General features: G+C 57.2%; 19 protein-coding genes. 14 read left to right on the forward strand and 5 right to left on the reverse strand.

Annotation, left to right across the window (positions count from 1 at the left end):
- Positions 1-46: 46 nt before the first annotated feature.
- Positions 47-589 carry a sigma-70 family RNA polymerase sigma factor gene (locus FWJ25_RS02125; protein WP_246166649.1) on the forward strand — a complete coding sequence of 181 codons (543 nt, stop codon included), beginning with the start codon at positions 47-49 and terminating at the stop codon, positions 587-589.
- Positions 586-1,308 carry an anti-sigma factor gene (locus FWJ25_RS02130; RefSeq protein WP_149598589.1) on the forward strand — a complete coding sequence of 241 codons (723 nt, stop codon included), beginning with the start codon at positions 586-588 and terminating at the stop codon, positions 1,306-1,308. The genes FWJ25_RS02125 and FWJ25_RS02130 overlap by 4 nt, the downstream gene beginning before the upstream one ends.
- Before the next feature lie 59 nt (positions 1,309-1,367).
- Here FWJ25_RS02130 and FWJ25_RS02135 read toward each other — a convergent pair whose 3' ends face one another.
- Positions 1,368-3,425: an autotransporter outer membrane beta-barrel domain-containing protein gene (locus FWJ25_RS02135; RefSeq protein WP_149598590.1), complete on the reverse strand. Its 2,058-nt coding sequence runs from the start codon at positions 3,423-3,425 to the stop codon at positions 1,368-1,370.
- A gap of 100 nt (positions 3,426-3,525) precedes the next feature.
- The gene (locus FWJ25_RS02140) at positions 3,526-5,553 is read right to left on the reverse strand and encodes a methyl-accepting chemotaxis protein (protein WP_149598591.1); all 2,028 of its coding nucleotides are present in this window, start codon (positions 5,551-5,553) and stop codon (positions 3,526-3,528) included.
- Positions 5,554-5,841: 288 nt separating this feature from the next.
- Here FWJ25_RS02140 and ubiU point away from each other — a divergent pair, with 288 nt between their 5' ends.
- The 9 genes from ubiU to FWJ25_RS02185 all read left to right on the forward strand — a co-directional run bounded on the left by ubiU (position 5,842) and on the right by FWJ25_RS02185 (position 12,807).
- Positions 5,842-6,837, forward strand: coding sequence for a ubiquinone anaerobic biosynthesis protein UbiU (ubiU, locus tag FWJ25_RS02145; protein ID WP_149598592.1), 996 nt, complete (start codon positions 5,842-5,844; stop codon positions 6,835-6,837).
- 11 nt (positions 6,838-6,848) lie between these two features.
- Positions 6,849-7,739, forward strand: coding sequence for a U32 family peptidase (locus tag FWJ25_RS02150; RefSeq protein ID WP_149598593.1), 891 nt, complete (start codon positions 6,849-6,851; stop codon positions 7,737-7,739).
- Between the two features lie 117 nt (positions 7,740-7,856).
- Positions 7,857-9,290, forward strand: a complete 1,434-nt coding sequence (locus FWJ25_RS02155) for a 4Fe-4S binding protein (RefSeq protein ID WP_149598594.1) — start codon at positions 7,857-7,859, stop codon at positions 9,288-9,290.
- Positions 9,291-9,324: 34 nt separating this feature from the next.
- Complete coding sequence (locus FWJ25_RS02160; protein ID WP_149598595.1) at positions 9,325-9,750, forward strand: hypothetical protein; 426 nt, start codon at positions 9,325-9,327, stop codon at positions 9,748-9,750.
- Entirely contained in the window at positions 9,750-10,940 is a 1,191-nt protein-coding gene (locus tag FWJ25_RS02165; protein ID WP_149598596.1) for an FTR1 family iron permease, read from the forward strand. The genes FWJ25_RS02160 and FWJ25_RS02165 overlap by 1 nt, the downstream gene beginning before the upstream one ends.
- 76 nt (positions 10,941-11,016) lie before the next feature.
- Positions 11,017-11,505, forward strand: a complete 489-nt coding sequence (locus FWJ25_RS02170; protein WP_368732299.1) for an iron transporter — start codon at positions 11,017-11,019, stop codon at positions 11,503-11,505.
- Between the two features lie 125 nt (positions 11,506-11,630).
- On the forward strand, positions 11,631-12,263 hold the full coding sequence (locus FWJ25_RS02175) for a cytochrome c oxidase subunit 3 family protein (protein ID WP_149598597.1): 633 nt from the start codon (positions 11,631-11,633) through the stop codon (positions 12,261-12,263).
- A 27-nt stretch (positions 12,264-12,290) separates the two neighbouring features.
- Positions 12,291-12,608, forward strand: a complete 318-nt coding sequence (locus tag FWJ25_RS02180; protein ID WP_149598598.1) for a cytochrome C oxidase subunit IV family protein — start codon at positions 12,291-12,293, stop codon at positions 12,606-12,608.
- Positions 12,609-12,618: 10 nt separating this feature from the next.
- Complete coding sequence (locus FWJ25_RS02185) at positions 12,619-12,807, forward strand: hypothetical protein (protein ID WP_149598599.1); 189 nt, start codon at positions 12,619-12,621, stop codon at positions 12,805-12,807.
- 57 nt (positions 12,808-12,864) lie between these two features.
- On the opposite strand, the gene ubiT is transcribed toward FWJ25_RS02185, so the two are convergent.
- From ubiT to FWJ25_RS02200, 3 genes are all read right to left on the reverse strand, one after another.
- Entirely contained in the window at positions 12,865-13,443 is a 579-nt protein-coding gene (ubiT, locus tag FWJ25_RS02190; RefSeq protein WP_223163211.1) for a ubiquinone anaerobic biosynthesis accessory factor UbiT, read from the reverse strand.
- Between the two features lie 90 nt (positions 13,444-13,533).
- On the reverse strand, positions 13,534-14,193 hold the full coding sequence (gene narL, locus FWJ25_RS02195; protein ID WP_149598600.1) for a two-component system response regulator NarL: 660 nt from the start codon (positions 14,191-14,193) through the stop codon (positions 13,534-13,536).
- A gap of 20 nt (positions 14,194-14,213) precedes the next feature.
- The gene (locus FWJ25_RS02200; RefSeq protein ID WP_149598601.1) at positions 14,214-16,073 is read right to left on the reverse strand and encodes a histidine kinase; all 1,860 of its coding nucleotides are present in this window, start codon (positions 16,071-16,073) and stop codon (positions 14,214-14,216) included.
- Between the two features lie 151 nt (positions 16,074-16,224).
- Here FWJ25_RS02200 and FWJ25_RS02205 point away from each other — a divergent pair, with 151 nt between their 5' ends.
- The 3 genes from FWJ25_RS02205 to narH all read left to right on the forward strand — a co-directional run bounded on the left by FWJ25_RS02205 (position 16,225) and on the right by narH (position 22,937).
- A complete protein-coding gene (locus FWJ25_RS02205; RefSeq protein WP_149598602.1) occupies positions 16,225-17,493 on the forward strand; it encodes an MFS transporter in 1,269 nt (422 codons plus the stop codon).
- 129 nt (positions 17,494-17,622) lie between these two features.
- Positions 17,623-21,363: a nitrate reductase subunit alpha gene (locus FWJ25_RS02210; protein ID WP_149598603.1), complete on the forward strand. Its 3,741-nt coding sequence runs from the start codon at positions 17,623-17,625 to the stop codon at positions 21,361-21,363.
- Positions 21,360-22,937: a nitrate reductase subunit beta gene (gene narH / locus FWJ25_RS02215; RefSeq protein ID WP_149598604.1), complete on the forward strand. Its 1,578-nt coding sequence runs from the start codon at positions 21,360-21,362 to the stop codon at positions 22,935-22,937. The genes FWJ25_RS02210 and narH overlap by 4 nt, the downstream gene beginning before the upstream one ends.
- The last annotated feature ends 1 nt before the right edge of the window (position 22,938 follow it).

The raw sequence follows: 22,938 nt of genomic DNA on the forward strand, positions 1-22,938 counted from the left end.
GCAGAGTGAATCAGGCCACAGCGGCACCTTTGATTATGATGGGTGCCTGAGGGCGTGTGTAGACGGCGATAAATCGGCTCTGAAAGCACTGTACGTCCGAGAAAGCCAGCAGTTGCTTGGTGTTGTCAGCAGGATTGTGCGTGATCGCGCTCGCGCGGAAGACATCCTTCACGATGCGTTTGTCCGCATATGGCAGCGCGCGTCCACCTTCGATGCTTCCCGGGGCGGTGGCCGGGGTTGGGTTTATACGATTGCGCGTAATCTGGCTCTCGATACGATCCGGTCATCGGGTAAGCAGGTCAGTACAGAAGACCGGCCGGAAGAAGTCGGGGACATTGACGCAGCTGCAGATCCGGGCAACTCCCAGCGCTGGATCGAAAAGGTCGGATCCTCTCACTGGGGTGGAAACAGCGAACGACTGCAGGAATGTCTGGAGCGCCTGGAACCTATCCCCAGAGCGTGTATTTTTCACGCCTATGTTAATGGCTACTCCCAGTCCGAGATTGGTGATCTGATCGGGGCGCCGGTGGGTACCGTCAAATCCTGGATCAAGCGCAGTCTCGTCGCGTTAAGGGGGTGTATGGGATGAACACTCACGATAACGATATGAGCCGGGACGAGATGGCCGGGCATTATGTGTTGGGAACCCTCACCGAAGAAGAACACCGTGAGGTGTCTGATCGGATGCGTGAAGATGAACAGCTGGCGGAAGCGGTCAGGTATTGGCAGGAGCGTCTGGTTGGCCTGTGCGATGTCGCCGAACCCGTCGAGGTACGCGAGAGTGTATGGGAACGAATCTCCGCCAGTATTGATGAACTGGACTCGCGCCCTGAAACGGCCGGTGACTCGCCCGTCTCCTGGATGTCGTCCTGGTGGAATAATCTCGTTTTCTGGCGGGGCTTTTCAGCAGCCGGATTTGCCTGCGCGCTCGCTCTGGCCATTACGTTGGTGGCGTATCAGCCTGCTTCGTCAAAATATATGGTGGTACTGGCAACGCCCGAGGGTCATTCCCCAGGCTGGGTTGTTCAGGCCAGCACGTCCCGCAAGCTTACTCTGAAAGCATTGGGTAGCTTCGAAATTCCTGAGGGCAAAGCACTAGAATTCTGGACCAAGGCTGATGACTGGGATGGTCCGGTATCGCTCGGGCTGGTTGAGCCGGGGCAGCCCATTCAGATCTCGTTGGATGATCTGCCGCCGTTGGAAGAAAACCAGCTGTTCGAAATCACGCTGGAGAATTATGGCGGCTCGCCAATTGGTCGGCCAACAGGGCCGATCCAGTTTATTGGACGGGCGGTTACGTCAATCTGATCATTCAGGCACCAAAAAGCCCGGCGTCTTGCCGGGCTTTTTGGTGCCTGTGTTCAGGATCAGTTCAGATTGATAATGATGGATTCCGGAGCAACTGCCGCTAAAGAGTCACTCGGCGCCACGTTGCCATCGAGTGCTGAATCCGTCAGGAAATCGCGCCACACCTGAACAGCGCCATTGGCTTTCTCTGCAACAAAGAGATCCTTGCCATCGAAGGCGATATCTACAGGATTACCCAGACCGGTCACGTCGGCCAGGGTACCCGGGTTGGCGATACGCTTGCCCACGTTGGTCAGCCCCTCTGCGGACGAAGCGCCGGGCAACGTCATCAATGCACCGTCTGAGTTTGAGGCCCCGGAGCCGACATCAGCAACAATCAGCGTATCGGATTCCTGATGATAGCGAATACCGTGGAGATTGGTGGGTGCCGCAAATGCCACACCAGCCATCGCCGGCGTAATGATGCGGTCAGGACCACCTGCTCCCATATCGGCTGAGAAGTCATCGTAAGCGGCGACAGTACCGTTGGTCAGTGCGACGAACAGAGTGTCTGCGGAGGGGGCATAGTCGCTATCCCAGGGGGCGACATTGTTGACAGGGTCTGCTGCCGTGTTAACCACGACCGGTGTGGCGTTACCGCTGTCGCAGAGACTGAAGACAAGGACTTCGGCTCCGCCTTGCTCTGCCACAATCATCAGGCCAAGATCGTCGGCGAGTTCAATCCCTTTGGGTGACAGCAGGCGGGTATTGCTACCGGTAATCAGGCGATCCCGTGACATATCCAGTGCGCCCGCAGGGTCCCGGTTGTCGATAGCGCCGACCACGGCGATACCGCTGTTCGCCTGTGTCCCGTCATCGTAAGCCAGATAGGCATTGCCATCCCGGTCCAGGGTGATGTTCTCTACACTGGTCAGGCCGGAGGTGAATGCCAGAGCAGAGGCATCCAGGTTACGGGAAGTCGTCTGAACGCTGGCGTTGGCGCCGGGGTTGCTGGTGTAGAGTAATGAGTAGCTGGTACTGCTGTCGGAAACGTCGGTGACGCCTGCCGCCGGAGTAGTCTCGGTAATAACCTCAATCGACTCCGGGGCGGGTGTGTCCAGCACCAGGTCGGCCGCCACGTTGCCTCCCGCCACTTCGAAAATATTACGATAGACGAGGATGGCTCCTCCCCCGTTGGCTTTCTCGGCTATTCGAACATCCGTCCCGGTAAGTTGCAGGTCGACCGGGTTGCCAAAGCGCGTGTCGCTGCCCTTGATAGTGGTATCGGCCGCTACTGTTCCATCTGCAGTGCTGGCATTGCTGACTACGTAGAGTTTGCCGTCAGTCGCCGAACTGGCCTGTCCGACATCGGATACCACCAATCGGTCACTGCTGGCCTCATAATCAATACCGTGAAGATTGACCGATGTCTCGCCGTCGCTGTCGGTAATTGCGAAGGTACGGGTGGGGCCGTTGGCGGATACGCCGAAATCTGCACTGAAATCATCGAATACACCGACTGTGCCGTCAGTCAGTGCCGCGAACAGGCGATCGCTGGTGGCATCATAAACGACATCCCATGCATTAGCCGGCAGGGCAATCGTGGCAACCGGTGCGACATTCCCGGCAGCGGAATCGCCGAAAACCAGCAGGGTTTGAGCACCAACGTTAGCAACCACGGTCAAACCACTGGTAGCAATACGGGCCATGCCCTTTGGACTGGCGAGCGTGGTATTGCCGCCGGTGATTTCGAAGCTCGGGTCGGCTGAGGTTCTGGTTGGGGCATTGCAGGCGGTCACGATCCGGCCGGTGCTCATCAGGTCACCCGCCTGCATCAGACGGGAAGCCGGCGTTACCAGCAAACCTTCGTTGGCTCCCGTGGTGTACGTGTTGAGCAGGCCGAGGTTTTCATCCCTCACCCTGACACTGGCGTCCCCGCTGCTGTTGCTGGCGACGTAAATTCGGGCGCTGGGAAACGCCGGGCTGCCGTCCGGGCCGCTGGCACCTGTCAGGCCCTGGTCACCGTCGTCTCCATTCAGTGTACAGCCGGAGAATCCTGCCACGGCGCCCGCGATCGCCAAGGCAAGAAGGTTTTTGGAAAGGGGATGCTTCAGGCTCTGTTTCCGTTCGTTGCGCATTGCTCGTTCCTCGTTGTTATGAATCCGCTCACAGGGCTGGCAGAAACCAGACCCTGTAACGGACTACGGGGAATGAACGGAATCGGAGGCAGTCAGCTGATCAGTTTGTGGATGTCACCTTGAATTCATTGGCCAGATCCTGAAGCTGACGGGCCAGTCGAGCCTGCTCTTCGGTAACCTGAGTGATTTCCTGTGAGCCTGTCAGGGTCAGCAGGGCGGACTCACTGACGGATTCCATGTTGCCTGCCAGTTCCCGGGTGACCGCGACCTGCTCCTCGGAAGACGCAGCAATCTGGGTCGCCATATCGGAAATGCTGTTCACATCCATCAGGATCTCGGCGAAGGTCGTTTCCATTTCGGAAGCCTGTTCGCTGGTTGAATCGGCCAGCTGGTGGCTGGCGGTGATGGAGCGGCTGGCGCTGTCGGTGCTGCCCTTGAAGCTGTTGATGATGTCTTCGATCTGAGTGGTGGACTCGTGGGTCTGGCGAGCCAGAGCACGCACTTCGTCGGCGACCACCGCAAAGCCACGACCATGCTCACCGGCTCTAGCCGCTTCAATGGCTGCGTTCAGTGCCAGCAGGTTGGTCTGGTCTGCTACGTTGCGGATAACATCCACCACTTCACTGATCGAACCACTGCGTTCCTCCAGTTCGGCGATCACCTGGTTCACCTCCTGAACGGATTCCGCCAGGGTGCGAATCTGTGCCACTGAGCTGTGAAGTACCTTTTCACCATTGCGACTCTTTTCCATAGCGCGGGTAGAGGCGTCTGCCACCTGAAGCACATTGGTGGAAATCTCTTCGGAGGTTGCCGACATTTCCTCGGTGGCTGCTGCAACCTGCTCGATCTGTTGCTGTTGCCGCCTTACCTGGTCGGCATTCTGGCCAGCGGTTGAGCTGGTTTCCTCGGTGGCCGTGGCAAGTTGAATACTGGAGCGGTCAATCTGCAGCAGGGCCTGGCTGAAGTGGCGGAACAGTTCATTGATGGCTTCTGCGATGACACCGTTTTCGTCCTTGCTCAGCACTTCGATGGGCTGGGTCAGGTCCTTATTGTCCATGGCGTGGCGTACGCCGGTCAGCAAACGGCTTACCTGCTGGTGGATTGTGCGGATAATCATCACCATCATGATGACAACCAGCAGGACGGCCGCGCCAGCGATAACGGCTGAGACCATCAGGCTGTTGCGGGCATCGGCAACGTCTCTGGCAGCAAGTGCTTCTATCTCACCCAGCAGGCTGGCTCTGATGCCGTTCATGGCATTGATGCGTTGGGTTGCTGTCGTAAACCATGTGCTGCTTTCCAGCGCATACATGCCGGACTGGCTGCTGAACAGGGTGTCGCGAATGTCCTGCATGTCCCGGGCTTCGGTTCTGTTGCCGAAGGCGTCGATTTTCTCCCGGATCGGGGAGCCACTGGCGAGGCGGCTGGCAGCGGTTTCCAGCAGTGCCTGTTGCTGGCCTGCAAGCCTTGCGGTGCGGCCCAGAGTCGGCAGATCAAAGTTGCCACTGCGCACGAGGCCTGCGCCAACTGCCCGTTCCCGGCCGGCCATTTCAGCAGCACTGGCCAGGGCATGATAGGCGCTGATCTGGCGGGAGAGTTCTGGGTCACTGGCCTGGCGCACCAGCATTGGTATGCGGTCGACCACTTCCATAATCAGGCCGGTGTAGCGTTTGGCAGACTCGCCCGGAGCGACTTCCCGGCGGTCGATGCCACGGCGCAGTTGATCAAGCTTGCCAATGTCCTGCCGGAACCGATCCAGGCTACCGGTAATAGTGGAATCAAACTCGGTTTCCGCAAGCAGGCTTTCAATACCTTGTCGATATGTCGCAAGTGCCCGGTCGGAGTTTCCACGCTGGGCTTCGAGTGCGGTGGATGCCTGTTGCTCACCATCACTCCCCGGCTGGCTGGCAAGCAGAACCGCGGAGCGTCCTCGCTCCCGTTGCAGCTCCTCAACGAGTGGGTCTCCCTGTTTTGCCAGCGTTGCCATGGCCTGCAACTGGTTCATGTTGGTAACAAGCGTGGTATTCCGCCGGATGTTGTCACCTGCAAAAAACAGAATGACCAGCAGTGCTGGCAGTATCAGGGTGAGCAGTTTCCCGCGCATGGAGAGATTAGTAACGAATGTCATGTCCTGTGACCTCGTGGACTCTTGGATATCCGTATTTTGCAGTCTGGGGTATGTGTTTTCTATTTGCAGGTTGGGGTATTTGAGGGGGTAGTTTCTGTTGTGTAAGAGCTTGTAAGTTAGGGTTAATGGTATGAGTTCTGGCTGTTTTTTCTGTCGATAGGTAAAAGTACCGGGGATACCTCTTTGGGGGTAATCGGGGGATTTCCCCGGCTCCGGTGACAAAGGTCAAGGTGGGCGTGAGGTCTGGTCGCTAAGGTGCCGGGGAGATTTTTTTCAGCGGAGATCACCATGGAGCTCGTGTGTCCGGCCGGCAGTCTTCCGGCCCTGAAAGCCGCCGTGGATAACGGTGCCGATGCCGTCTATTTCGGCTTCCGCGACAGTACCAACGCCCGCCAGTTCGCCGGGTTGAATTTTAATGACAAGCGGGCGGCTGAAGGGGTCGAATACGCCCACAGCCGCAACAGACGGGTATTCTGTGCCATCAACACCTACCCGCAACCGGATGGCTGGGCGCAATGGACCGCAGCTGTGGATCGTGCGGCGGCGCTGGGAGTTGATGCCATTATCCTGGCGGATATGGGCCTGCTGGATTACGCAGCCAACCGCTATCCTCATATACCCCGCCACCTTTCGGTGCAGGGCTCAGCGACCAGTTATGAGGCTCTTTCTTTCTATAAGGACAATTTCGATATTCGTCGAGCTGTTCTGCCCAGGGTTCTGTCACTGGACCAGGTTCGTGGGGTTGCCCGTAACAGCCCGGTAGAGCTCGAGGTGTTTGCGTTTGGCAGTCTCTGCATTATGGCTGAGGGGCGCTGTTACCTGTCCTCCTATCTGACGGATGAATCTCCGAATACCCGCGGTGCCTGCTCTCCCGCCAAGGCGGTGCGCTGGCAGGAAACCCCGCAGGGACTGGAGTCACGGCTTAATGATGTCTTGATTGACCTATACGGCCCCGGCGAGTCCGCAGGTTACCCCACTTTGTGTAAGGGGCGGTTTGAGGTGGAGGGCAGTGTTTACCACGCCATCGAGGAACCAGTCAGTCTGAACACGCTGGATCTTCTGCCGGAGCTTGAAGCCCTGGGTATCAGCGCGGTCAAGATCGAAGGCCGTCAGCGCAGTCCTGCCTACATTGCGGACGTGGCGGGGACCTGGCGTAGCGCGCTGGATAACCTGAAGCGAACACCCGGTATGTTCACTGTCGAAAATGAGTGGCGTAACACCCTGGCGGGGTTGTCCGAAGGGGGCCTGACTACACTGGGCGCCTATCATCGCAAGTGGAAATAGGGGAGCTAGCCATGATGAAACTTTCCCTCGGCCCTATTCTGTGGTTCTGGTCGAAACAGACAGTGTTTGATTTCTATGCGGAAGCGGCTGAATGGCCGGTTGATACCCTTTATCTGGGCGAGGCTGTCTGTTCCCGTCGTCGTGAACTTAAACCGGATGACTGGTTTGCACTGGCCCGGGATCTCAAGGCGTGTGGTAAGGAAGTGGTGCTGTCCACCCAGACGCTGATCGAGTCAGAAGCAGATCTACGGCGATTACGAAAGATCTGCGAACAGAACGAATTTACCGTGGAGGCCAACGACCAGAGTGCCCTTCAGGTCGCTATTCGCAACAGGATTCCGTTCGTCACAGGGCCTTCCATGAATATCTACAATGTCGCCACGTTGGTGGTGCTGGCAAAGCAGGGGCTGCGGGGCTGGAATCTGCCTGTCGAGTTGGGCAAGGAAACCCTGAAGCAATTGATCGGAGGCGTGAACTCGACAGGGCTGGAACTGCCATCTGAGGTATTCTCCTGGGGCTTCCTGCCGCTGGCCTGGTCGTCCCGGTGCTTTACCGCTCGCCACTATAACCTGCCGAAGGACAATTGTGAGTTTCGCTGTCTGCAGCATCCGGATGGCATGGAGCTGCGATCACGGGAGTCCCAGGAGCTGTTTCGGCTGAACGGCATATCCACATTGTCCGGTGCTCGATACGACCTGATGCGAGAGCTGCCGGAGATGGCCGCTATGGGGGTGGGAACCGCCCGACTGAGCCCGGAACTGCACGGTATGGCGGAGGTGGTCCAGCGGTTTGATCAGGTCCGCCGTGGAGAAGTGCCTAAGACAGATCCTCTGCAGTTGGTGGAAGCGCCTCCCTGTAACGGATACTGGTACGGAATGCCGGGCATGGATCAGGTGGTTTGAAGCTTCCGTTTTGAAATTCGTTAATAAAAATGATTTTCAACACTTCAACTTGATAAGAATCATTATTGTTTGTGTGTTGTCGGGTTACCTTATGCATGGTTGATCACGGAGTGCACCATGCAAACGATTCCCATCGCAGATATCACGGAAGCAAAGCCGGCGAGTCGGTTCTCTCAGGCTGATGCCGGCGCTCTTTCACGCCCGGGAGTGGAGCGGCTGCTGGCAAGGCTGAGACCATGGCTGCCCTGGGTTCACGTGAGCATGTTCGTGGTCTTCCTGGCCGTTCTCGTTGTTCCTGTATACCTTCCCGAACCCTCCGAACAGGCCAGCTCTCTGGATGATGGCAGGGTATTGGCCAACTATCTGCTCTGGGGCGTCTGGTTTCCTCTGGTGTTCTTCTCCGTGGTGATAACCGGTAGAAGCTGGTGCGGCTTTCTATGCCCCATGGGGGCTGCGTCCGAGCTGGCCAATCGCCATGGCCTGCAGCGCGTCACACCGGCCTGGATTCGCTGGCCGGGGACACCCATCGTCAGTTTTATCGTCATTACTATTCTGGGGCAGACCACCGGAGTACGGGATCATCCTGAAGCCGCTCTTGAGATCTTTGGCGGTACCTTTGCGCTAGCGATTCTGGTGGGTTGGTTATGGGGCCGCAATAAGCGGGTCTGGTGTCGGCACCTCTGTCCCATCGGGCTTTTACTCGGTGTCTTCGCGCGCCTGGGAGCGGTTCAGTTGTCACCAAGGAAGTGGAAGCCGGGGCTGGACGCGCTGACAGAGAAAACCATCTGCCCAACCTACATCGACCTGCCCAGAAAGCGGGCTGCCCGCCACTGCATTGAGTGTCTGCGCTGCATATTGCCTGGCCATAGAGCTGGCCTGGCGGTGTCATTCCGGCGACCGGGAAGGGAACTTGAAATGATTCGCCATCACCTGCCAGACGGTTGGGAAGTGCTGTTTATCTTTCTGGGGGCCGGAGTCGCCCTTGGAGGATTTCTCTGGCTGGTTATGCCGTTTTACGACAGCTGGCGACAGTCCGTGGGCACCTGGTTCATTGATCAGGGGCAGTACTGGATAGGCGAGCCCGGGCCCGACTGGTTGATGAGTGTGCACCCTGAGCGCCGGGAAATTTTTCGCTGGCTCGACTTCTTCATGATCAGCGGAACCATGGTATCCGTGATGGTTCTTTGTGCCATCGCACTGGGACTGGCCTCTTTGGGAAGCGCTGCACTGGCCAGGCATTTTGGCAGTGAATGTCGGCTGTTGAGAGCGACGATCCAGCTAGGGTATAGCCAGGCGCCGGTAGCCCTTATGGCCTTGATGATTGGCCTCGCTACGGAACTGTTTACACCGTTTATCGGGTTGGGAATGACGGTAGCGCAGGTGAGTAACGTGAAGAGTCTGATGATCCTGGCGGGTCTGCTCTGGAGCCTTTGGCTGGCGTGGCAGATTCTCAACGGGTTGGGTGTCAGGCGGGGAAGGGCGCTGGCGATGGTTCCAACCGCACTGGGCAGCGCTTCCATGGCAGCGGCCTGGTGGATGGCTGTGTTGTGACGGAGAGTCTCCGCAGGGGGGAGGTAAGGGGGATATGAGTAAGTGCATGAGGTTGCTGTCTGTACTGTGCGGGGCGCTGATTTTGCAGGTGTCTGTTGTGGTTCGGGCCGGGAATGACGACTGGCGCCCGGTGGCGGAGCAGGTGATCAGCGAGCTGGACGTTGCATTGTCGTCTTACCAGGCGGGGCATGCTCAGGAGGCCCGTCGGAGCGTGATTCAGGCGTATTTTGGTCCCTTCGAAGGAGAAAAGATGGAAGCAGCTATCCGGAGTCAGTTCGGCATCGAGCCTGCCTTCCTTGTTGAGCGTCAGTTTGGCGCACTGCGCAAAGCTATAAAGCAGGGGGCGGAGCAGAGCGACGTTATACAGCTCACCGAAGGCCTAAAGCAGGCGCTCAGGGAGCAGGCAGGGAAACTTAACGAGGCCGGCGTGTCACGGAATGTGTTCGAGGTAAACCAGTAATGGCTCGATGGCTTGTGTTTGTTGTTGCGGTGCTGCTCCCGCTAAGCAGTCTCGCGGATATACCTCAAGAGGACACTCTGGCTGCTGGTGCTGTCGTCCAGCAACTGGTTGAGAGTGGGGATGCAGCTGCCGAAGACTATCACCTGAGCAACGGCCTGGACACCATGGATACCTTCTCCAGCCTGTATTTCGATGTGTTCGAAGGGTCGGGTCTGGAAGTTGCTGTCGGGGTGAAGGATCCGGGGCTGAAAGCTCGTGTTGAGTCGATGTTCGGCGCTGTGATTGGTCTGGCGGGACAGGGGGCCGGGAAGCAGCAGTTAGCCGCAGCCTGGTCAGAGCTCCGTGACGTTCTGGAAAACGAGGTAGGCCCGCTGTTCAGCAACGAAAAGGTCGGCTTCGGCGGGCTTGCCCTGCAGGCGTTCCTGATTCTGCTGCGGGAAGGGTTCGAGGCCATGCTGGTAATCATGGCGCTGGCGGCCTACCTGCGCAGGTCATCTGCGGATTCAGGTATGTTGGCGCTCTATACCGGTATCGCCCTGGCTCTGGTGGCCAGTGCGCTCACGGCATTCGGTATGAATATACTGTTTCAGGCCTCCGGCGTGGCTCGAGAAGCCCTGGAAGGGGTCACCATGCTCTGTGCATCTGTGGTGCTGCTTTATGTCAGCCATTGGCTGCTCGCCAAACGCCAGGCAGAAAAGTGGCAGGCGTACATTCGCAGGAAAGTGGACGGTGCGTTGTCTGGCGGACAACGGTGGGCGCTCGGGCTGGCGGTGTTTCTGGCCGTATACCGCGAAGGGGCGGAAACCATTCTTTTCTATTACGCACTGGCCGGACAGTCCGGGCATCCTGTTGTGCCCATGCTGCTCGGAAGTGGCGCAGCGGCAGCGGTTCTACTGGCAGCTTTCCTTGTGATGAGAGCCGCGTCCCTGAAACTACCGCTGCCCGTGTTTTTCAGCGTAACGGCCGCGTTGCTGTTTTATCTCGCTTTCAACTTTGCCGGTACTGGAATCCTGGAACTTCAGGAAGCCGGCTGGGTGGGGATTACACCCATCACCGGAGCCCCCCGCCTGACATGGCTGGGTATTTACCCGACGCTGGAAACGCTATTGGCACAGGCTCTGGTTATGGTGCCCCTGGTACTGACCGCGGTATGGGCCTGGCACCGGCACCGTGCAATGACAACTATCTGAAAACAGCAAAGACAGGAGTGAAATGATGATGACGTATTCCCGCATTTTGGCTGCAGCCTGCCTCGCAGGAGGAAGTATGCTACTGGCAGGAAATTCCTTGGCCGGCGAGGTAATGATCGGCGAACCAGTTGAAATCAACGGTATGGAAATCGGTGCAGTTTACCTGCAACCGGTGATGATGACCCCTGAACTCCCGGGGATGGGAAACAAGGATATTCATCTGGAGGCAGATGTTGCCGCAATGCCCGGTAACAACAGTGGCTTTGGCGCTGGTGCCTGGGTGCCTTACCTCGGAGTGACCTACACGCTCACCAAGGTGGATTCAGACTGGTCGTCCACTGGTGCCTTTATGCCCATGGTTGCATCGGATGGCCCCCACTATGGCGCCAACATCAAGCTTGATGGCCCCGGGAAATACCACGTGGTCTACCATATTGATCCGCCTCCCTATCAGGGATTCTATCGCCACAAGGATAAGGAAACCGGTGTTGGCAAATGGTGGGCTCCGTTCGATGTTGAGTGGGACTTTGCGTTCATTGGCACGGGTAAAAAGGGAGGGTACTGACACGTTCCTGTGATCGTGCGGTTAAAAAAACGAAGCCCTTCGCTTAAAAGATGTATATAATATGACTTAATAAGGGTGGGGATGGTCTGGCCATCCCCTGGCGCTTGAATGGGGGCAAGGGTGATATGAGCCTGAATGCAGACGCATCACTTGGTTATGTCGAGGCGTTGCCCGAATTATCAGAGCCCCGGCCTGTTTTTGACAGCAAACGCGTTCCCGGTAATCCCGCAATCTGGGTGGGTATCTACTCTGAGCTGACGGAATTTGCCCTGTTCTTTGTGGTTTACTTCATCGCGCGCGCTCATTATCCCGAGGAGTTCAGCTCCGGCCCTGCCAAGCTTCATACCCTGGCGGGCACAGCCAATACACTGGTTCTGATTACCAGTAGCTACTTTGTTGCAAGAGGCATTGTCGCGCTGAGGGCCGATCAACCTGTGAAGGCTGTGCGTTGGCTGTCAGCAACCGTTGCCTGCGGTGTTATCTACCTGCTGATCAAGTGCGGTGAGTATCTGTGGAATCAGCAGCACGGGATTCATACTAATAGCAGCAACTTTTTCGCGGTGTATTACTACACAACCTTCAACCACATGCTGCACATATTCTGGGGTGGCGGGGGCATTGTCTGGGCCATTTTCCGCATCCGCTCCGGAGGGTTCACCTCCGCCAACCACGACGGTCTGATCGCAGCAGCCTGCTATTGGCACATGATTGATCTGGCGTGGATTCTGATTTTCCCCTTGATGTATGTGCTCCGGTAAACCGGAGCAAGCGAAGGAGGGCATGGGATGAACCTGACCGATAACAGCCTGTCCGCCCGGTCATCGGGCAAGAATCTGGATCGTCACTGGATGATTCTGGTTGGGCTAACGCTACTTAGCGCAGTGATTGCCGAGGGGGCTGAGCCCAGCCTGCTGATTACGCTGGTTATTTCCTCTGTGATCGTGATCAAGGCGCGGATGATCATCGTGCACTTCATGGAGCTGAAAGGTGCCTCTCCCTATATCTACTACCTGATAACGGCCTATTTTTATGTGTTTTCGATACTGGCCATACTGGTCTGGCTCTTCCCGGAGCCTCTGGCAAGTTTAACCACGATTCGGTGAGGAGGTTGCAATGACATGCGATAAACCGGAGCAGATCAGAGACGATATCTGGAATCAGCATCTGAGATGGCTGGACCTCATCAGTGATGAGTGCCGCTCCAATCAACAGAAAGACCGGAGCCGCCAACGGCAGCAGACCGCTGATACCAGACAGGGGCCGGAAAGCTCTGCAAAACCACCGGTCACGTCATCGCGGTGACCGGCGTCTCGATTGGGATGGATGTGGGGTTTCAGCGGTTTTTTTGAGCTCTGGTTCTCATGGCAGCAGTATGGCCCTGAGACTGACACTCCACTCCAGGCCGTCCAGCAGATTTTTCAGGGCAAGCCCCAGTTCGGTATCGCCTTCAATGACCAGTCGCCGTTGAAAGAACAACTGATCCGGGTCCTGGCGTCTTTCTGCCAGGGTACGGAAAGCTGCCAGCGATCCACGGATGGTGGCTTCGCCTGGTCCATCAACCACCCGCAGCCGGCCGGCCCAGAATCCAAGGGTAATGCCTGGATGCCCGCCGTTCAGTTCCAGCCGGATCCGGCGACCTTCGAAGTCGTCAAACTCGCCATCCGCCATGGCCTGAGCAAACAGGCGATTCAGTGGAGATTCTGCCGCGAGTTGCTTGATGGGCATCGGCACCTGGCTGTCGAGCATGCCGAACGCCGGAGCTGGCGAGGGCAGGTATTCCCGGAGGACGCTGAACGACTGGGTAAACAGGCCATTGTCCGCAAGTCGATCACGCAGTCCGGTGAGGCGTTCAACGCCAGGGAAGGCCTTGATTGCTGTGAGGGTGGATAGAGCCGGAAGTGGCGAAGGCAGTGGCAGTTTCGGGAATATGGAAAGCATGGGTACTCCGGGCAGAAAGGGGTCTGCCCAGAATAACGGATTGAGTGTTTAACCGATTTGATTTAACTCAGGTGTTCCGGGTGCCCGGCCTCACCCCTTGTGCAGCCCTTCCTCCACTGCCCATACCGCAACTTCCACCCGGGAGCGGAGATTGAGCTTTTTCAGCAGATGCTTCACATGCACTTTCACTGTGCCGTCGCTGATGTCCAGCTTGCGACCGATCATTTTGTTGGAGAGTCCCTCTGCGATCAGGCGGAGAATGTCCTTTTCCCTCGGCGTGAGGCTGTCGTAGTCCGGGCGTGACGTTTGCTGTGGTTTGTTGGAGCGAAGGGCTTCGGCCAGCAGCGTTGTCAGGCGGTCACTGATCACCATTTTTCCGACGGCAGCCTGGTGCAGCTGGCTGATCATTTCCTCAGGCTCCATATCTTTCAGAAGGTAGCCGTCTGCGCCTGCCCGCAACGCGGAGACAACATCGTCTTCCTGGTCGGAAACTGTAAACATCACGATCCGGGAGCTGATGTTCTGATCACGAAGCTTTCTCAGTGCCTCGATACCGTCCATTTCCGGCATGTTCAGATCCATCAGGATCAGGTCGGGCTCCAGTTCGGTCGCCAGTCGAATGCCGTCGGCCGCATTGCTGGCCTCGCCAATGACCTCGATATCGTCTTCCATATCCACCAGCTGCTTGATGCCCTGGCGTAGCAGAGGGTGGTCGTCGATCAGCAAAATACTTGCGGGTGATTCAGACATGTTTTTTCTCTTGTTGGTAGTCAGGCGCTGGATACTTCTGTCGGGATCAGGTTACGACTCTTTGGAACAAATGTTAACGCGACTTCGACGCCGCCTTCATCCCGGTTTTCCACGTTAATTTTGCCGCCCAGGGTGCGGGCCCGGTCCTGCATGATAATCATGCCGTAGTGGTTCACCGGCTGGTCGCCGCCAGGCAGTCCTTTACCGTTGTCCCGGATGCGTACCTGAACCTGGGGCGACTCAAAATGCACATCCACGGAAATTTCCGTGGCGTCTGCATGCTTGACTGCGTTAGCCAGACCCTCGCGCACGATCTGCAGGGTATGGATTTCCTCATTGGGCGACAGGGTCTGAGGAGGAAGATCATACGACAGGTGCACCGGTTTGCCGAGGCGTTCGGAGAACTCTTCGACAGTTTTGCGAAGTGCGGTTGAAAGATCGGGGGTATCCAGCTTCAGCCGGAAGGTTGCCAGCAACTCCCTGAGTTGGCGGTAGGCACTGTTAAGGCCGGTACTGAGTTCGTCGAGGATAGAATCGTGTGCGGTTTTCTGTTCACCGTCGATATTCAGACGCCGTAACCGGGCTACCTGCATCTTCAGATACGATAGTGATTGGGCCAGGGAATCATGGAGCTCCCTCGCGATTACGGTACGTTCTTCCGCCAGGGTGATCTGCTGTTCCTCTGTTATCTGCCGCTCCAGGAAGATGGCCGTGGCCAGCTGGTCGCTGAGGGTTTCCAGCAGTCGCCGTGCGGTTTCAGACAAGTCCTGGTCTGCCGGATACCAGACTTCCAGCGTACCGAGTAACAGACCCGGGGTACGAATCGGCAGTAGCAAGCGTCGGCCGTCATTGTTCTCGCTTGGCAAGTCGTCGAAGGTTTCCGGAGTGATCAGGCAGGCATTGCAATGATGATCCCGGCAGTAGAACGGACGCTTTTTGGTGGCGGTGGTCACCGCCTTTACCGGCTCGGATGAGTTGCGGTCGTGCAGGTACAGGTGAATGGGCCCGATGCCAAGGAGGGTTTCCAGTTCCTGGAGCATCGGAACAGCGCCACTGCACAGGTCGTGATTGGCAAACAGGTTACGGCTGGCCGAGTGCAGCAACTGCAATGCCGAATGGCTTTTTTCAAGCTCTTCGGTTTTGATGCGGGCGCGTTCTTCCAGTTCGTAGTAGGTGAGTGCCAGTTCGCTGGTCATCTGGTCGAAGGCATGTCCGAGCTGTGCCAGTTCATCTGATCCCTGCATGTTGGCTTTTCGGGAAAAGTCCTGCTCCCCGACAGCTCCGGCAATCTCTACAAGTTTATGCAGCGGGCGCAGGATACGCTTTTTCAGATCCAGGAACAGGGCAAAAATAATCAAAACCGAGAAAATGAGACTGATGACCTGGATCAGGTGGAGCAGATCAATGCGGGCTTCTGTGCGCTGCTCCAGCATGGATACGAACTGATCAACCTTGTCGACGTAGTGCTCGGTGGTGGTGAAGGTTTGTTGCGCAATGGGCGTGCCATGGGCGTGCTGCTCCAGCGCCGGTCGTAGTTGTGTTCTCCAGTCGTCGAGGATGCGCTGATATTGGATGGCCAGAGGGTGGTCTGCGGATCTTGGAATGGCCTTGGTCGTACTTACATCAATCAGGCGGGCTTCGTACCTGTCTAGTTTCTGTTGCTGAGAGCCCTCGGGTAACCCACTTTCCTTCAGGCCAGCAGAATCTGCCAGCAGTTGGAATGCTCCCATCCGCAGTGCTCCGGCAAGGTTGATAGCCGTGGCATTACCTTCAATGCTGCGGGACACCACGAGGGTTGCTGCCATGCTGACCATGGATGTCAGTACCACCGCGCCAACAACCACGGCGATCCTGTTTACAAGAGGGCTACGATGTTTCATGGGGCCTATTGTCTACAGACACCTCGCCGAGTTGGATACCACCTTGAGGATAGCCAATTTACCCACAAAGTTGATCCCCCATCATAATCTTTGACCCCGTTCGTGGCAAAAGTCGACACTGAAAAATAGATATCAAAAGCGGGTTGGCCGGATGAGGATTGATTCGGATCGTGAAGGCGACCGGCAGGCGTCACTGGCCGTTGTGTTGCCGCTGGCGGTTGCCGGCTTTATTGTTGCTGCAGGCTGCTGGACGCTGTTCGCTGTAGCTGGAGTACACTTGCGCGGCGAGCTTAGCCTGAGCAGCCTCCAGTTTGGCCTCTTACTGGCGATGCCGATGGCGGGTAGCGCACTGCTAGCGATACCTTCGGGGTTGGCTGCCCAGAAGTTTGGCGCCCGAACTGTCATGCTGACCTGCCTGGCGGGACTGGCTGTTTGCATGGTTATCCTGCTGACGACTGACACCTTCGCAGGTTATCTTGTCGCGGCCTCCGGTCTTGGGCTGGCCGGAGGCTTTTACACGGCGGGACTTCAGTTCGTTACGTCCCATTGCCGCCTGGCTCACCTTGGCCTGGTATTGGGCATGTTTGGCGCCGGGGTGACCGGTGCGGGTTTTAATTATTATCTGGTGCCGTTGTTCCACGAGGCGTTTTCCTGGCATGGGGTTCCGCTGGCCTACCTCATCGTTCTTCTCCTGTTGCTTGCCTTGTTGATGATGCTTACCGAAGAGGGTGATGCCGAAGCTGATCCTTCTGCCGAGATGTCCATTCCTGTCCTTGTGAGACGGTTACACGTGGCCCGCGCATGGCAACTGTGTGCGTTTTTCGGGGTGATTGCCGGCAGCTTTTTTGCCCTGGCACTTTGGTTGCCTGACTACTTTTCTTCTCAGTTCGATGTGGGCGTCGAGTCCGGCGCCCGACTGTCACAGTGGTTTGTGATTCCTGGTGCCGTGGCGCAGGTACTGGGTGGCGGTTTATCGGATCGGTTCGGTAGTGCCCGGGTGGTGAGTCGCTCGCTGGTGGTTTGCCTGGTGGCCTTGTTTGTCCTCTCTTATCCTCCGATGACCCTGTTTGTTCAGGGTATTGATACCGTCATCGAGATCGAGTTTTCTCTTCCGTTGCTATTCGAGAGCGCGCTGATTGTTATTCTGGGGGTAGCTCTGGGATGCTCCGTGGGTAGTCTGCAACGTCTGGTGATTGGGGAGCATCGTCCGATGGCAGCTTTTATCGCGGGGCTGTTGCTGGTGAGTGCGGGCTCTGTGGCGTTCGTACTGCCGGTGCTGTTTGGTGCCGCCAATCATTGGCTCGGCATCCGCAGTACAGTGTTCATGATTCTTTTCCTGTTGCTTGTCATCTGCCTGCTGATGTTCGCCCGGGATAACCGCCGCCTGGAGCGAGAGCAGTTTCTCCACCGGGGGATATGACGCTCTACCCCGGGGTGGGTAGAGGGCGGGTATCTGGTAGTAACCACGCAGATTTCAGGGTTTTCATCCCACACAATGGTCTCAACTCGGAATAACGATCCGGTACACGGGTTGACGGAGAGAGAGACCATGAGTCATTTAATCGACAAGCTGAATTACTTCAGGAAGAAGCGTGAGCCATTCTCCAATGGCCATGGCGAGACCCACGATGTTAGTCGCGAATGGGAAAACGGTTATCGCCAGCGCTGGCAGCACGACAAGATTGTGCGCTCCACCCATGGTGTGAACTGTACTGGTTCGTGTAGCTGGAAAATCTACGTCAAGAATGGTCTGGTTACCTGGGAAACCCAGCAAACTGACTATCCCCGCACCCGGCCGGATCTGCCTAACCATGAACCTCGCGGTTGCCCCCGCGGTGCCAGTTACTCCTGGTACATGTACAGTGCCAACCGCCTCAAATATCCCCTGATGCGCAAGAGCCTGATCAAGCTATGGCGGGCGGCCAAAGTTCAGCACAATGATCCGGTAGAGGCCTGGGCATCCATTGTTGAGGATCCAAAGAAAACCGCTGAGTACAAGCCGAGGCGTGGCATGGGCGGCTTTGTTCGTTCCAGCTGGGACGAAGTCAACGAGCTGATCGGTGCAGCGAACGTATACACCGCCAAAGAAGTGGGCCCAGACCGCATTATCGGGTTCTCTCCGATTCCGGCCATGTCCATGGTGTCCTATGCTTCCGGTGCCCGTTACCTGTCGCTGATCGGTGGCGCCTGCCTGAGTTTCTACGACTGGTACTGTGATCTGCCGCCGTCCTCTCCCCAGACCTGGGGTGAGCAGACAGACGTTCCGGAGTCTGCGGACTGGTATAACTCCGGCTATATCATCGCCTGGGGCTCCAACGTGCCCCAGACCCGCACCCCGGACGCCCACTTCTTCACGGAAGTTCGTTACAAGGGCACCAAGACCGTTGCCATTACTCCGGACTATGCCGAAGTTTCCAAGCTGTCCGACGAATGGCTGAACCCCAAGCAGGGTACTGACGCCGCACTGGGTATGGCCATGGGCCACGTGATTCTGAAAGAGTTTCACGTAGATCAGCCCAGCGAGTACTTCACAGACTATGTGCGCCGCTACACCGACATGCCTTATCTGGTCATGCTGGATGAAAAGGATGGCCGTTATGTTCCGGGCCGATTCCTGCGTGCCAGTGATCTGGTGGATGGGCTGGGTGAAGAAAACAATCCTGAATGGAAAACCGTCGCCATCAATGAGGATACCGGCGATCTGACCGCGCCGAACGGCTCTATCGGCTACCGTTGGGGTGAAAAAGGCAAGTGGAACCTCAAACAGACAGCGAAGGGAGACGACGTCAACTTGCAGCTGTCGCTGGTAGAAAATCACGATGAGGTTGTCGATGTTGCCTTCCCGTATTTTGGCGGCATCGAGCATGACCACTTCAAGCACGTTGAGATCAATGAGGTACTCAAGCACAAGCTGGGTGCCCGTAAAGTGCAGCTGGCGGATGGCTCGGAAGCCAGAGTGGTCACGGTCTACGACCTGATGGTCGCCAACTACGGCATCAGCCGTGGACTTGGAGAGGATGACGGTGCGACATCCTACGATGAAGTCAAACCCTACACTCCGGCGTGGCAGGAGAAGATCACCGGTGTTCCCGCCGAGAAGGTGATCCGAATCGCCCGCGAATTTGCCCAGAACGCGGACCAGACCAAGGGACGCTCCATGGTGATCGTGGGTGCCGGTATGAACCACTGGTACCACATGGACATGAACTACCGCAGCCTGATCAACATGCTGATCATGTGCGGTTGTATCGGCCAGAGTGGCGGCGGTTGGAGCCACTACGTTGGCCAGGAAAAACTGCGCCCTCAGACCGGCTGGCAGCCGCTGGCCTTCGGTCTGGACTGGCAGCGTCCGCCCCGCCATATGAACGGTACCTCCTTCTTCTATAACCACGCCAGCCAGTGGCGTTATGAGAAGCTGGATGTGGAAGAAATTCTGTCTCCGCTGGCGGATAAATCCAGGTTCGGCGGCAGTCTGATCGACTACAACGTGCGTGCCGAGCGAATGGGTTGGTTGCCGTCTGCGCCTCAGCTCAACCGCAACCCGCTGACCATTGCTGCCGAGGCTGAAAAGGCCGGTATGGAAGTGCCGGACTACGTCGCCAAGTCCCTGAAAGAGGGTTCCCTGGCCTTTGCCGCTGAAAGCCCGGATGCCAAGGAAAACCACCCCCGTAACATGTTTATCTGGCGTTCCAACCTGCTGGGATCATCCGGTAAGGGGCACGAGTACATGCTCAAGTACCTGCTGGGCACCAGGAACGGCCTGCAGGGCAAGGACCTGGGCGAAGAGGGCGGCGCTAAACCGCAGGAAGTGACCTGGCAGGACCAGGGTGCGGAAGGCAAGCTCGACCTGCTGGTGACTCTGGACTTCCGCATGTCCACTACCTGCCTGTATTCCGACATCGTTCTGCCGACCGCCACCTGGTACGAGAAGAACGATCTGAATACATCCGACATGCACCCGTTCATTCACCCGCTGACCGCGGCTACTGATCCAGCCTGGGAAGCGCGCAGTGACTGGGAAATCTACAAGGGCATTGCCAAGTCCTTCTCTGAGGCGGCGAAAGGTCATCTGGGCGTCGAGAAAGACGTCGTCACCCTGCCACTGCTGCACGACGCGCCAGCGGAACTGGGGCAGCCATTCGACGTTAAGGACTGGAAGAAAGGCGAGTGCGATCTGATTCCGGGCAAAACCGCACCCAATTTCATCACCGTTGAGCGGGATTACCCGAACACCTACGCCCGTTTCACCTCACTTGGTCCGTTGCTGGACAAGCTGGGTAATGGTGGCAAGGGCATCAACTGGAATACCGAGAAAGAAGTCAATTTCCTCAAGGAACTGAATTACACCCACATCGAGGGTGCCAATGCCGGTCGCCCGAAGATCGAAACCGCGATTGATGCGGCGGAAGTCATCCTGACTCTGGCCCCGGAAACCAACGGTCAGGTGGCGGTGAAGGCCTGGAAAGCGCTCTCTGAATTTACCGGCCTGGACCACACCCATCTGGCGACCAACAAGGAAGAAGAAAAAATCCGCTTCCGGGATGTTGTTGCTCAGCCGCGCAAGATCATCTCCAGCCCGACCTGGTCTGGCCTGGAAGATGAGCATGTGTCCTATAACGCGGGTTACACCAACGTCCACGAGTTGATCCCCTGGAGGACTCTGACGGGGCGTCAGCAGTTCTATCAGGATCACGAATGGATGCGTGCCTTTGGCGAGAGCCTGCTGGTCTACCGTCCGCCCATCAACACCAAGGCTGCTGCGCCGATGCTGGGCAAGAAGGGCAACGGGAATCCTGAAAAGGCCCTCAACTGGATCACACCGCACCAGAAGTGGGGTATTCACAGCACCTACAGCGAAAACCTGCTGATGCAGACGCTGTCTCGTGGTGGCCCCATCGTGTGGCTGAGTGAAGATGACGCCAAAGATCTGGGCATTGAGGACAACGACTGGATCGAGCTGTTTAACGTCAACGGTGCGATTGCTGCCAGGGCTGTGGTCAGCCAGCGCGTGATGCCTGGCATGGCGATGATGTACCACGCCCAGGAACGACTGGTGAATATTCCGGGCTCCGAAGTTACCGGTACCCGGGGTGGTATTCATAACTCGGTCACCCGGGCCTGCCCGAAACCGACCCATATGATTGGTGGCTATGCCCAGTACTCCTACGGTTTCAACTACTACGGCACCGTAGGTTCGAACCGGGATGAGTTTGTGGTGGTTCGCAAGATGAAGAACGTGGACTGGCTCGATGGCGAAGGCAATGACTCAGTTCAGGAGGCTGTAAAATGAAGATCCGCTCCCAAGTCGGCATGGTACTGAACCTGGACAAGTGCATTGGTTGCCATACCTGTTCAGTTACCTGCAAAAACGTCTGGACCAGCCGCGAAGGCATGGAATACGCCTGGTTCAACAACGTCGAAACCAAGCCTGGTATCGGTTACCCGAAAGAGTGGGAGAACCAGGATAAGTGGAAAGGCGGCTGGATGCGCGACAGCTCCGGCAAGATCAAGCCCCGCATCGGCGGCAGGTTCCGGGTGTTGGCGAACATTTTCGCCAACCCGGACCTTCCGGAAATCGACGACTACTACGAGCCGTTCGATTTTGACTACCAGCACCTGCACAACGCACCGGACAGCAAGCACCAGCCAATAGCACGGCCGCGCTCGCTGATCTCCGGCGAACGTATGAAGAAAATCGAATGGGGCCCCAACTGGGAAGAAATCCTGGGCACCGAGTTTGCCAAGCGCCGCAAGGACAAGAACTTTGACCAGGTGCAGGCGGATATCTACGGCCAGTTCGAAAACACCTTCATGATGTATCTGCCGCGTCTGTGCGAGCACTGCCTGAACCCGGCCTGTGTTGCCAGCTGCCCGAGCGGCGCCATCTACAAGCGCGAGGAAGACGGCATCGTCCTGATTGACCAGGACAAGTGCCGTGGCTGGCGGATGTGTGTCTCCGGCTGCCCCTACAAGAAAATCTACTTCAACTGGAAAACCGGCAAGTCCGAGAAGTGCATCTTCTGTTATCCCCGGATCGAAGCCGGCATGCCTACGGTCTGCTCCGAGACCTGTGTGGGCCGTATTCGCTACCTGGGCGTGCTGCTCTACGATGCCGACCGGATCGAGGAAGTGGCCAGCACACCGGGCGAACAGGATCTCTACGAGAAACAGCTGGAAATCTTCCTGGACCCGTTCGATCCGAAAGTGATCGAGCAGGCGAAGAAAGACGGCATCCCGATGAACGTCATCGAGGCCGCCCAGCAGAGCCCGGTGTACAAGATGGCGGTGGACTGGAAACTGGCACTGCCGCTGCACCCGGAATACCGCACCTTGCCGATGGTCTGGTATGTGCCACCCCTCAGCCCGATTCAGTCAGCTGCTGAAGCCGGCAAGGTCGAGTTTGATGGTGTACTGCCGAAAATTGAGAGCCTGCGGATCCCGGTCAAATATCTCGCCAACCTCCTGACTGCTGGCGATGAGAAACCGATTGTCACAGCCCTCAAGCGGATTCTGGCCATGCGTTTGTACAAGCGGGCCGAAACCGTTGAAAACCGGGAAGACCTGCGAGCCCTTCAGGAAGCGGGTCTGACCAAGCAACAGGCAGACGAAATGTACCGCTACCTGGCGATCGCGAATTACGAGGACCGCTTCGTGATTCCCACCAGCCATAGAGAACTGGCTAAGGAAGCGTTCCCGGAAGCCACTGCCTATGGCGAACGTGGTGGTTGCGGATTCAGCTTCGGTGATGGCTGCCATGGGGGCGACAGCGAGTTCAGCCTGTTCGGAGGCCGCAAGCAGACCACCAGCATGGTCAGCAAATTAGCCACCGTAAAGCAGGTGGACCCGAAGCAACTGCAGGAATAAG

This window comes from Marinobacter salinexigens (assembly GCF_008370345.1).
Lineage (GTDB): Bacteria > Pseudomonadota > Gammaproteobacteria > Pseudomonadales > Oleiphilaceae > Marinobacter > Marinobacter salinexigens.

Bases quoted from the DNA above. Each gene is read 5' to 3' on its own strand.
- FWJ25_RS02210 (WP_149598603.1), top strand. From the start codon at position 17,623: ATGAGTCATTTAATCGACAAGCTGAATTACTTCAGGAAGAAGCGTGAG.
- FWJ25_RS02160 (WP_149598595.1), top strand. From the start codon at position 9,325: ATGAGTAAGTGCATGAGGTTGCTGTCTGTACTGTGCGGGGCGCTGATT.
- ubiU (WP_149598592.1), top strand. From the start codon at position 5,842: ATGGAGCTCGTGTGTCCGGCCGGCAGTCTTCCGGCCCTGAAAGCCGCC.
- FWJ25_RS02205 (WP_149598602.1), top strand. From the start codon at position 16,225: ATGAGGATTGATTCGGATCGTGAAGGCGACCGGCAGGCGTCACTGGCC.
- FWJ25_RS02170 (WP_368732299.1), top strand. From the start codon at position 11,017: ATGCTACTGGCAGGAAATTCCTTGGCCGGCGAGGTAATGATCGGCGAA.
- FWJ25_RS02185 (WP_149598599.1), top strand. From the start codon at position 12,619: ATGACATGCGATAAACCGGAGCAGATCAGAGACGATATCTGGAATCAG.
- FWJ25_RS02200 (WP_149598601.1), bottom strand. From the start codon at position 16,073: ATGAAACATCGTAGCCCTCTTGTAAACAGGATCGCCGTGGTTGTTGGC.
- FWJ25_RS02140 (WP_149598591.1), bottom strand. From the start codon at position 5,553: ATGACATTCGTTACTAATCTCTCCATGCGCGGGAAACTGCTCACCCTG.
- FWJ25_RS02135 (WP_149598590.1), bottom strand. From the start codon at position 3,425: ATGCGCAACGAACGGAAACAGAGCCTGAAGCATCCCCTTTCCAAAAAC.
- FWJ25_RS02180 (WP_149598598.1), top strand. From the start codon at position 12,291: ATGAACCTGACCGATAACAGCCTGTCCGCCCGGTCATCGGGCAAGAAT.
- FWJ25_RS02155 (WP_149598594.1), top strand. From the start codon at position 7,857: ATGCAAACGATTCCCATCGCAGATATCACGGAAGCAAAGCCGGCGAGT.
- narL (WP_149598600.1), bottom strand. From the start codon at position 14,193: ATGTCTGAATCACCCGCAAGTATTTTGCTGATCGACGACCACCCTCTG.
- FWJ25_RS02130 (WP_149598589.1), top strand. From the start codon at position 586: ATGAACACTCACGATAACGATATGAGCCGGGACGAGATGGCCGGGCAT.
- ubiT (WP_223163211.1), bottom strand. From the start codon at position 13,443: ATGCTTTCCATATTCCCGAAACTGCCACTGCCTTCGCCACTTCCGGCT.
- FWJ25_RS02165 (WP_149598596.1), top strand. From the start codon at position 9,750: ATGGCTCGATGGCTTGTGTTTGTTGTTGCGGTGCTGCTCCCGCTAAGC.
- narH (WP_149598604.1), top strand. From the start codon at position 21,360: ATGAAGATCCGCTCCCAAGTCGGCATGGTACTGAACCTGGACAAGTGC.
- FWJ25_RS02150 (WP_149598593.1), top strand. From the start codon at position 6,849: ATGATGAAACTTTCCCTCGGCCCTATTCTGTGGTTCTGGTCGAAACAG.
- FWJ25_RS02175 (WP_149598597.1), top strand. From the start codon at position 11,631: ATGAGCCTGAATGCAGACGCATCACTTGGTTATGTCGAGGCGTTGCCC.